Origin of the sequence: Acinetobacter uliginosus, assembly GCF_044130295.1 — a bacterium.
Taxonomy (GTDB): Bacteria; Pseudomonadota; Gammaproteobacteria; order Pseudomonadales; family Moraxellaceae; genus Acinetobacter.
The window spans coordinates 21,714-32,707 of the sequence record NZ_JBIQOC010000041.1; the positions used below are offsets into that span (position 1 = coordinate 21,714).

Below are 10,994 nucleotides of genomic sequence, written 5' to 3' on the forward strand. Positions count from 1 at the left end.
ATAATTTCGTATTATGAAATTAATTGTCATAAATATACAAATTAGAACTCATACAAGGGAATTACGATGAGAAATTATATTGCGCCATTAAAAGACATGAAGTTTGTCCTGAAAGATCTGCTCAATGTTGAACAGAAATACGAAGGCTATGCAAAGTTCGCAGACAAAGTTTCTATGGATATTATGGAACAATATCTGGAAGTCGCTGCTGATTTTTGCCAAAACGAACTTCTACCAATTAATGCGACAGGCGACCAGCAGGGCTGTCGTCTGCAAGATGGCGTCGTGACTACACCGGATGGTTTTAAAGCTGCTTATGACAAATATGTAGAACTTGGTTTTACCTCATTAACTGGTGATGAAAAATATGGTGGCCAAGGCTTCCCGACCTTATACCGTATTGCTATTTCAGAAATTATTACGGCGACTAACTGGTCTTGGGGTATGTACCCAGGCCTGTCTCATGGTGCGATGCGTACTTTAGAGCATCATGGTAGCGATGAACAGAAACAGAAATTCCTGGTACCTTTAATTGCAGGTCGCTGGACCGGAACCATGTGTTTAACTGAATCACATGCCGGTTCTGATCTGGGCCTGATCCGTACTAAAGCGGTGCCAAATGAAGATGGCAGCTACAGTATCAGCGGTGAGAAAATCTTTATTTCAGCAGGTGAGCATGACCTGGCTGAAAATATCGTACACATTGTATTGGCGCGTTTACCGGATGCGCCTGCAGGTACTAAAGGTATTTCGCTGTTTATCGTGCCTAAATACAATCTGGATGAAGCTGGAAATGTGGCTTCACGCAATGGTGTGGTGTGTAGCGCGATTGAACACAAGATGGGTATTCATGGCAATGCGACCTGTGTACTGAATTTTGATAATGCCAAAGGTTTCCTGATCGGGCCTGAAAACCGCGGCTTGAACTGCATGTTTACTTTTATGAACTCTGCGCGTATTGGTACAGCGATTCAAGGTTTGGCTGCAGCTGAATCTTCTTATCAAGGCGCGTTGGCTTATGCCAAAGACCGTCTGGCGATGCGTTCACTTGAAGGTGCTAAAGAACCAAACCTGCCTGCGGATCCAATTATCGTGCATCCGGCAGTACGCAATATGCTACTGACTCAAAAAGTATTTGCAGAAGGTTCACGTGCCTTGGCTTATTATCTGGCGACTTATGCTGATATTGCGGAAGCAACGGACAATCCTGAAGAGAAGAAAGCTGCAGAAGACCGTCTGGCATTATTGACCCCAATTGCTAAAGCCTTAATGACCGAAACAGGTGTAGAAGCTGCCAAACACGGTATGCAGGTCTTTGGTGGACACGGCTATATTGCTGAACATGGCATGGAACAGATTGCCCGTGATGCACGTATTGCCAGTCTGTATGAAGGTACTACTGAAATTCAATCAATCGACTTGCTGGCGCGTAAAGTGCTAGGTTCAAAATTGGGTTTGCTCACTGCATTAACGGATGAGATTCAGGGCTTTGTTAAAGAGCATCAGCAACATGCCCAGTTTAACCAGCAGGTTGCACAAGTGAGCCAGCTGACTGAGCAATGGCTAGAATTAACCAAAACGATTCAGGCTCAGGCACAACAGTCTGCCAATGAAATTGGGGCAGCATCAGTTGACTACCTATATTTCTCTGGTTATGTGGTGTCTTCGTATTTATGGCTGAAAATGGCGATTACGGCGCAGCAAAAGATTGAAGAAGGTAATACTGATCCGTTCTATGCAGCGAAGATCAAAACGGCACAATTCTTCTTTGCCCGGATTCTGCCAAGAACTTCAACTCACGTTGCCAATATTCAGGCCGGTGGTGAGAGCCTGTTCCTGCTGACTCCTGAAGAATTTAAATTCGATTAATCCTTTTGCCCACGATCAATCTCTCGATCGTGGGTCTTTTTTTGTTACTACTTTTTTTATCCTGCACAAAACTCAATATCGATAGGTACTTTTCAGTATTACATCGGCCATAAAACAACAAGATCAGGAGTCTATATGGATTTAGACACGATTACGCGACAATGTCCTTATGGTGATCTGCAACTCACTTATCATGAAGTCGGACAGAAATCCTCATATCCCACCATCATTCTGATCCATGGTACGGGTGGAAATACGGACAAACATTTCAGCTATATTTTCCCCATGCTCGGTATCCATCAGCGGGTTTTATCGCTTGATTTGCATACTCCAGATAAAGCCGATCTGGCAGTGACTGATTTTAGTCAACAAGTTGAAGCACTGATCCAGCATGCAGTTGCAGAAGATGAAGCAATTACTGTGGTGGGTTATTCACTTGGTGCTGTGATTGCTGCACAAGTAGCTGCGAGTCTTAAACAGCGCGTGGCACGTTTGATTCTGTTAGCAGGTTGGGCAAAAACCAGCTCGGTGCAACAACTACGGACCACGATCTGGCAACAGCTATTTAACGATCAATCCGCAGCTTTACCGCATTTTGTGAATTATTGCCTGTATAGCGATGATTATCTGTCTGTTCGAACTGAAAAACAGGTGCTTGATCTGGCACGCTTCGTTAAGCCTTCTCAAGATGCAGCCAAACAGCGTGAACTGAATTATCGCATTGACATCACCGCCATTTTGCCGAACATCTCTGCGGAGACTTTGATCGTGGCTTGCCGTGAAGACCGGATGGTGCCTTTAGCGCAAGCAAAATTACTGTTTGCTTCGATTCAGAACAGCCGCTATATCGAAATAGCTTCAGGACATGCAATCCATATTGAAGCGCCAGCGGAAGTGGTGCAACTGATCAACCAGTTTAGCCAGCATCCAGAACAGTATCCGGCGAATCAGAAAATCCAGCCCATGATGCCTTAAAAAAAGGAGAAAAATAATGCAAGCTCAAGGACAGCGCAGCAAGATTTTAATTGTAGGCAGCGGTTTTGGTGGATTAGGCATGGCGATCCGTCTTAAACAGCAGGGCATTCACGATTTTAAAATCATTGAACGTGCAGCAGAAGTGGGCGGAACATGGCGTGATAATACCTATCCCGGTGTCGCCTGTGATGTACCGTCACATTTATATTCTTTCTCGTTTATTAAAAATCCCAACTGGTCACGTGTCTTTCCGCAAGGGGCAGAAATTCAACGTTACTTAATTCAATGCTGTGATCAGGAAAATATCCGGCCACATATTGATTTTCATACTCAGCTCGAAAAAGCCAGCTGGAATACCGAAAAACGTATCTGGAATATTCAGACATCTAAAGGTTCTTATGAAGCAAATTTTTTAATTACAGCAACCGGGCATCTGGCAGATGAACATCTGCCACAAATTCCGGGACTAGAAGAATTTCAAGGTCAGGTCATGCATTCTGCACGTTGGAATCACGAAGTGAATCTGGATAATCAGCGTGTGGTTGTCGTGGGTTCAGGGGCTTCAGCTATCCAGCTTGTACCGGAAATTGCCAAAACAGCCAAAAGCCTGACCGTATTGCAGCGCAGTGCACCGTATATCTTGCCGCGACCAGACCGACCTTATTCTGAGTCAGAAAAACAGCTTTTCCGCAAAGATCCGGACAGCATGACAGAGTTAAGACATTCCTTGTTCTGGGGCAATGAATATAATTTTGCCCAGCGCCGTAATCTGAAAAGCCAGATCGAGCGGGTCAAGAAAAACTGCCTGCAATTCTTGAAACACCAGATACCAGATCCCGAATTACAGCGAAAACTCACACCGAATTATGAACCAGGCTGCAAGCGTTTATTGCTGTCCAATGATTATTATCCAACTTTTCTAAAACCGAATGTCACGCTTGAAGATTCAGCTTTGGCCGCCATCACAAAAGACGGTGTAATCAGCAAATCAGGCAATGAATATTCTGCAGATATCATCGTCTTTGCTACTGGATTTGAAGCAGCACGACCACCTTATGCCTCAAAGGTAGTGGGTAAACATGGCCTAAGTCTGGAGCAGCAATGGTCTAGTGGTATGCAGGGTTATCAATCTACGACAGTCCATAATTTTCCAAACCTGTTCATTCTGAATGGTCCTAATACCGGAAGTGGGCATAACTCAGCGCTTTATTTTCTGGAAACCCAGTTTGATCTGGTACTGGACGCCTTGCAGTTTTTTGAACAGGAACAGATTCAGGCCTTTGAAGCTGATCAAGATGCTGAAAATGCCTATATGCAGGAGTTACAGCAGCTTTCCCAAGGCAGTGTCTGGTTATCAGAAAGCTGTAAAAGCTGGTATCTGGACCCGGTGAGCCGCAAGCTGACTTTGGTCTGGCCAGATTATGCGCATTCATTTAGAGACAAAAACCAGCATTTTATTCGCAGTGGTTACCATTATGAATACATGGAAAATGCTCAAAGAAAAGTTGTCTGATTTTTAAATTTTATTCATTAAAAAAACCAGTCTATTTGACTGGTTTTTTATTAAAAGATGATAGAGATTAATCTGCTTTTTGCGGATCATATAAGCGGTCACGTATAAACAGTGCAGGAATCAGACCGCAAATAAAATAGGCACCTGCCATTACCAATAGTCCCGTTCCAATTGAGCCTCCATGGGCAAAATAACCAATAGTGAGTGGGGCAAATACTGCTCCGATACGGCCTATATTGAATGCACCACCTACTGCTGTACCACGAATCGAAGTAGGGAAGCTTTCAGTCATATATGTGGCATTAATGGCAAATGGCATACCATACAAGAAGCCGAACATGAGCATCAGGTACAAAATATTGGTCGGTGTATTGAAATAAATTACAATCGGAAGAAACAGGGCTGTGCCCATGGTTCCAAAAGCGAACAAGGCACGTCGTCCGAAACGATCTGCCAGAATGCCTGCGACGATCTTGGCAAAAATCATGATCATAAACGTGCCAACCATATAGCCAGTCATAGCCTTAAAGCTGATGCCCAGATCCGATTCCAGATAGGCAGGTAACCAGTTACTTAAACCGGCATAGCCAAATTGCAGGGCACCTGCACTTAAAATCCATAGTAAAAACATCCAGCGGTGATTTTTATCTTTGAGAATGACTTTATAAGGATTCTCTTTTTTCACCTTAACTTTGCTAGCTGCTTCCTGACGTTTTAATTCACGTGAACGTAGCCATGAATCCGGTTCAGGAACAAGAAAATAAAGCAGAAAAGCCAGAACAATAGGGCAAATGGTAATCCAGTACAGCATACGCCAGCCATATTCAGGAATAATCCAACCCGCCAGTAAAGTTGCACATAATGAACCTAGGGTAAAACCGGTCATAAGTGCCGCCAGAACAGTTGTCCGGTATTTTGTCGGAACATATTCTGACATTAAGGTATTACAGGCGATGTATAGGGAACCCAGTCCAATAGCTGCAATACTGCGGATAATTAAAAACTGATGGTAAGATTCTACAAAGCCCAAGGTGCAGGATAAGCTGGAAGCAAGAATCATATAAAATACAATAACTTTCACCCGGCCAAAACGGTCACAGGCCCAACCGCCAATTAATCCGCCAATCACTCCACCGACCAGACTCCAGCTCCCTAAGGCACCTGCCTGAACGGTGGTTAAATTAAATTCAGCTTTGATACTGGTGAGGCTATAGGCCAAAAAAGCCAGATCAACACCGTCTGCAAGTAAAATAAGAAAACATAGAATAAACGCGGTCATCCATATTTTTTTAGGCTGAACTGTGACCCGTTCAGCTTCTAGCACTGAAGTTTCATACGTCATCATCGACATCCTTTTCTTGTTACGTTGTTGTTTTATAAGAATGAATCCACATTCTTTTGTTGCTTTTACTGATTTATTATTTCGCTATAAGAAATGTTGTATTATTAATTGATAAAATATATCCAAATAATTAGCCATAAAATTCGTGATTTTATTTGTAAAAATTTGAAATTAGCCAAATATTGCATTGATTTGGGAGGAAAGATAACGTTATTATTTTTTAATCAAAATAAAGTTTCACGATACAAAATAAATTTAAAATCAAGGATAGGAGTGCTGTAATGACTAGTCAGCCATGGATGGAAGAATATAAAAAATGGAACGTCAATCCGGAATTTACCCGGCCTGACCCTGATAAAACTTTGAGCACAACGATTGCTGAGAACCTGCTTAAATTTAAGGATAAAACCGCATTTTTCTATCTGGATCGAAAGTTCAGCTATCAGGATATTGACGTTTATAGCCAGAAACTGGCGACCTATCTTCAAAATCTAGGCTTGGCAGCCGGTAGCCGCATCGCGGTGATGTTGCCGAATATTATTCAATATCCGATTGCGACTTTCGCGATTATTCGTGCGGGTTATATTCTGGTTAATGTAAACCCGATGTACACCCAGCGTGAGTTGTATCATCAAGTTCAGGATTCAGGAGCAGAAGCCTTGATTATTCTGGGCTCAACCTTAGAACAGTTAAATAATCTGGATGAATGTTCTGCGCTAAAACATGTGATTTCTACCCATCCGCTCGATTTCATTCAGGATCAGTCAGTTTCAATTTATAGCCAAACAGCGCAATATCCTGATAAACATTTTTCTGACTTTAAGCAGGCCATTGATCAGGTACAGGTGATTGATTTTGTAGCGCCTGTACAGCAGCAGGAAGATACTGTCATTCTGCAATATACCGGTGGGACTACAGGTGTTTCCAAAGGGGCTGAACTCAGTCATCGCAATATCTTATTTAATATTGCCCAGAACAGTACGGTGTTCATTAGCCATTTTGGCGATCGTTATGCCACTGAAGAAGAATATGTGTTTTGTGCCTTGCCGCTGTATCACATTTATGGTTTTACTATTTGCCTGTTCAGTTATGGTCTGAGTCGCGGTTTTGCCAATGTCCTGATTCCAAATCCAAGAGATCTGGATGCATTGGTAGATCAATATCATAAACATCCTCCGACGGTGTTTCCGGGCGTGAATACCATGTTTAATGCATTGGCTCATCATCCACGTTTTCGCGAGCTGGATCACTCACGCCTAAAAACCACGACAGGTGGCGGTGCATCTGTTTTAAAAAATACGGCAGAATTATGGTATGAAGTCACAGGCTGTCATATCTATGAAGGCTACGGTCTTTCTGAGACCTCACCAACGGCAACATTTAACCCGCCTTTAAGCAAGCGCTTTAGCGGTAGTATTGGTTTGCCATTGGCAGGCACAGAAATTCAGATTCTGGATGATGAAGGAAAATCTGTAGCCCTTCATCAGGCTGGGGAAATTGCTATTCGCGGCCCTCAGGTGATGAAAGGTTATTGGAAGCAACCGGAAGCAACAGCACAGGTATTTACCAAAGATGGTTTCTTTCTGACAGGTGATATCGGCTGTATGGACGAGAAGGGTTATATCACCATTCTGGACCGTAAAAAGGACATGATTCTGGTCTCTGGATTTAACGTTTATCCAAATGAGCTGGAAGGTGTTTTATCCAAACATCCTAAAGTACTGGAATGTGCCGTCATTGGGGTGGATGATGAAAAATCTGGACAAGTCCCGAAAGCCTTTATTGTAAAACAGGATACCAGTCTGACCGTGAATGAAGTCATGACTTATCTGAGACTAAAACTGACCAGTTATAAGCTGCCAAAATATATTGAGTTTGTGTCTGGATTGCCAAAGTCTGCAGTCGGTAAAATTCTACGTCGTGAGTTGCCTAAAACCGTGCAGCCAGATGCTAAAGCCTGCTAAGGAATAATAAACATCTGGCTGATCACGGTCAAAAGGCTTTGTTACACAAACTTATTCATGATGGCTTATTCAGCAATATAGTTTCCAAATGAATAAGCCCATCCTTAAAAGTCTATCGTAAAACGAATTGGTCGTCTTACAATAAAGCCTTGATTATTCAAGGCAACATATCGATATGGGGTGACCTGACTACGGCGTTGTTGTACAAAGATTAAAAAGTAGAATTCCCTTAAGTACCTCAAAATTAAGTGGTAACTTGGGTATGAGGACGGCCTAGCTCCGTAAACTTATTTGAGACGGTCACACGTGCATGAATCTCATTGACTTGGCTGTCAAAATTTCTTGAGTAACTTGATACAATGCACCTTGGTCTCAACCAAGCTTCGCCGATGATAGCCTTACCATTTTTTCCATAGTATTCTGCCTAAATGTTTAACTGTTCGAAGTAATTCATTTCTCTCTTGAGAATGTGCTTTTGTATCTTTCCAAGGTCTTGCATTTTTTCTGGGGGAATAACTGCATGAGCTTTTCTAGATGCAATCAATTGATTGCATTGCTTTGTATCATGTACTCAATTTAACATAATCAATATTATACGAAATGAAATAGACATTTTAATTGGTGAATAACACAATTTGTAAGCCCAAAATAGAAATGTCCGCTATTAAAATTCTCTTCATTAAGATTTCGCTAACGGACAGTTTTAAATGTTGGACTTTATCTAGAACTGTTGGAGGAGTCATTTGGCTGCGAACTTAATTAATCAACTTTCTTAACCATCGACGTACAATACCCCAAAGATTAGTTGTATCTGATGACTTTATAGAGATAATTTCATTATCATCCTTTTGTATTTCTGATTCAGATTTAGCAATAGACTGATAATAGTGCGCTTTAGCTAATTTATCCCTCTTTCTTTCTTCTTTAATTCGATCATCATTCCAGCTACCTGCTTCAACAACTACATTCTGTTTAATAATATAGTGTGAACGGCATGCAGAATTCCAATTCCCAACAGATGGCGTCAATGAAACACTTTCGCCATCAAAACTCATTTTCCAATCAGTTGGTGATAATGGAGTAACAACTCGTTCTCCACAGCCGCAACAGCAGCTATGCACTGCTGTTGCGTATTCCATTGAGATATATAAAACACCTGTATCGATTTCACGTGGAATATTACGGATAAAATGGTTTTTTAGCTTTTTAATTTTCAGCATGTCACATCCCCATTCAGTAGCATATTGCCATCCGTTGTGTAGGTAGAGTGGTGTTCATTCTCCAAATCTCTATAAAAGCCTCTCAATTTTTTCCATTTAATTACCGCTAATGATGCATTTAATGAATTTAAATCAGCGACTTGTATATTCGATGCATAAAGATCATTCTCACCAACATTAGCGAATGAGATACGTCCTGAATGGATATGTTCACGTTTATCAGGAGTACTACTTGTGACTCTTAAAATGCCACCAAGACTACCATTTACGAGTTCTATTCCCATTCCAACATCAATAAAAGGTATATTTAGTAACTCCAATTTCTGAATGATCGCTTTCTTATCTTCACCAGCATCAATACAAATAAATGCAAATGAAGTTCCGTTTAATAATTCAATATTGGTAAAGTTCAAGCTGACTGGATGCGCAACAATATTACGATGCATTCGGTCGTAAATATTTTTGAAATAGTCGACTTTCAATGGTGCATTTCTAAGCTCATGTAATAATGGAGCACCTGGAGCACGAAAAGCGTTATGCTGTAAAAACTCATCCGCATCAAACAGTCGTATTTCACGTACGGGAGTTTTACAAACTAAATCAATAATATAGCTTCCAGTCCCTCCAGTTCCAATTATCGAAACAACCTCACTTTCTAGTTTTTCTGTAAGTTTACCTATTCCTGCGCGATCAGAAGCTGTATCAATATAATTAAAAACGCTTTCAATTTCGGTTTCATCAGGAGTACGAAATATCTTTGGACTCATTCCTGGCTGTAATACCGCTGCAGGACCAGACAAAATCGTCGCATAAGTGGACATTTTAGCAAAGTAATCAGGGTATCCTTCTGGTCCTGGCTTACTTGAAAAGCTATGTTCAGCAGTAATACCATGACCAAAATCCGTGTGCTGAGATACATGGCGGATTTCATTTAAAGGAAGTCCATTCGCCTTACAAGGATATTCCCCATCCCAATGCATCACATGACACCCAGGTTTACGTGTATTATCACCAGCAAGATCTAAAGATGTTATGAGGGTTCCTTTGCGAATGCATTTTTGTGCATTTACATAGGGAACCTCCTTCATGATAAGAAAGCCCGCAATAATTTGTACATGATAGCCAGCTTCACGAAGCTGGCGTAAGTCGTCATTAAGATTGAATAGTTTTTGTGACATTGAAAACTGTCCCCTGATGTTTAACTTCAATAACCCCACCCTCAGCAAGCTCACCAGCATGTGGTTTAGATGCCGCATGACGATAAGTCATAGAGTAGATAATATTCGATCCGACTGGGTCATTCGGAAATGCCAGTTGAACAACCTGTTCAAATGTGACTTGCTTATTAGGCACTGATTCATCAAGAGAATTAACAATGATGGTGTAACCCTGAACTAAACGTTTAGCTGTAATAAAATGCTCGATTCCAGTATCTGTAAGATCCAGAAGCTCATCAGGCTCAATCATACGATCGGTACCACCTCGTACCTCCAAAAACACAGCCTGCTCTGGTCCAATACCTGATAATGCGTATAGAGCATTGGCTTCAATAGTTGATTTCCCCCATTTAAGCTGACGATCATCAAGTGTTAACTTGAATTCCCGATCAGTACGAAAAACAATGAAACGCTCAACTTCCCGCCCACGCAAATCAAAAGTTTCATTCAATCGAATATCTTCAAAATCACCCGATGGCAATATTGCACAAAGGGTTATCTCATCACGATCATCAATTCCTATTGCAGATAATATCTGCCGCCCTGTAGGTACTGGATCAGAAACAAATGCTGGTTGGAAATTCACATTGTCAATTGCGACAACAATACGATAGCGATTTGCAGCTTTTAATTGGCGGTTTTCACTGATTGCTTCGCCAATATCATCAAAATCATCCTGAATAGGATTCATATAAATACCTCTTAAAGTTTTGTGCAGAAGGAATCTTCTGGCTACATCTCTTTAATCGGACTGATAAAGTATCGTCGGTAATTTTTTTTAACTTTTTTTTCTTTGTACACGACAAAAAAAGATAACTCATTGAAATAATGGCATAATACTTGTTTTCTGACGACGAATATGATGACACATTTCAATGAGTTACATCTCATCTT

General features: G+C 41.3%; 8 protein-coding genes and 2 pseudogenes. 5 read left to right on the plus strand and 5 right to left on the minus strand.

Annotated elements, in window-relative coordinates:
* Nucleotides 1-66: 66 nt before the first annotated feature.
* From ACE01T_RS08820 to ACE01T_RS08830, 3 genes are all read left to right on the plus strand, one after another.
* Entirely contained in the window at nt 67-1,869 is a 1,803-nt protein-coding gene (locus ACE01T_RS08820; protein WP_125278516.1) for an acyl-CoA dehydrogenase C-terminal domain-containing protein, read from the plus strand.
* Nucleotides 1,870-2,004: 135 nt separating this feature from the next.
* Nucleotides 2,005-2,844: an alpha/beta fold hydrolase gene (locus tag ACE01T_RS08825; protein ID WP_395519113.1), complete on the plus strand. Its 840-nt coding sequence runs from the start codon at nt 2,005-2,007 to the stop codon at nt 2,842-2,844.
* 16 nt (nt 2,845-2,860) lie between these two features.
* Nucleotides 2,861-4,357 carry a flavin-containing monooxygenase gene (locus ACE01T_RS08830; protein WP_180079270.1) on the plus strand — a complete coding sequence of 499 codons (1,497 nt, stop codon included), beginning with the start codon at nt 2,861-2,863 and terminating at the stop codon, nt 4,355-4,357.
* Between the two features lie 67 nt (nt 4,358-4,424).
* Here the strand turns inward: ACE01T_RS08830 and ACE01T_RS08835 are convergent, their stop codons facing one another.
* Nucleotides 4,425-5,699 carry an MFS transporter gene (locus tag ACE01T_RS08835; RefSeq protein ID WP_180079271.1) on the minus strand — a complete coding sequence of 425 codons (1,275 nt, stop codon included), beginning with the start codon at nt 5,697-5,699 and terminating at the stop codon, nt 4,425-4,427.
* Between the two features lie 281 nt (nt 5,700-5,980).
* Between ACE01T_RS08835 and ACE01T_RS08840 the strand changes: the two genes are divergently transcribed.
* Together ACE01T_RS08840 and ACE01T_RS08845 are read left to right on the plus strand one after the other, a co-directional pair.
* A complete protein-coding gene (locus ACE01T_RS08840) occupies nt 5,981-7,663 on the plus strand; it encodes an AMP-binding protein (protein WP_395519114.1) in 1,683 nt (560 codons plus the stop codon).
* A 92-nt stretch (nt 7,664-7,755) separates the two neighbouring features.
* Nucleotides 7,756-7,857, plus strand: a pseudogene (locus ACE01T_RS08845) (IS5/IS1182 family transposase); the annotation flags it as partial.
* 50 nt (nt 7,858-7,907) lie between these two features.
* Here the strand turns inward: ACE01T_RS08845 and ACE01T_RS08850 are convergent.
* The 4 genes and pseudogenes from ACE01T_RS08850 to ACE01T_RS08865 form a co-directional block, all read right to left on the minus strand.
* Nucleotides 7,908-8,231, minus strand: a pseudogene (locus ACE01T_RS08850) (IS5/IS1182 family transposase); the annotation flags it as partial.
* 187 nt (nt 8,232-8,418) lie between these two features.
* Complete coding sequence (locus ACE01T_RS08855) at nt 8,419-8,883, minus strand: ubiquitination-like system serine protease family protein (protein ID WP_005199958.1); 465 nt, start codon at nt 8,881-8,883, stop codon at nt 8,419-8,421.
* A complete protein-coding gene (locus ACE01T_RS08860; protein WP_005199959.1) occupies nt 8,877-10,061 on the minus strand; it encodes a ThiF family adenylyltransferase in 1,185 nt (394 codons plus the stop codon). The genes ACE01T_RS08855 and ACE01T_RS08860 overlap by 7 nt, the downstream gene beginning before the upstream one ends.
* Nucleotides 10,036-10,791, minus strand: a complete 756-nt coding sequence (locus tag ACE01T_RS08865) for a multiubiquitin domain-containing protein (RefSeq protein WP_287691054.1) — start codon at nt 10,789-10,791, stop codon at nt 10,036-10,038. Before ACE01T_RS08865 ends, ACE01T_RS08860 begins: the two co-directional genes overlap by 26 nt.
* Between the last annotated feature and the right edge of the window lie 203 nt (nt 10,792-10,994).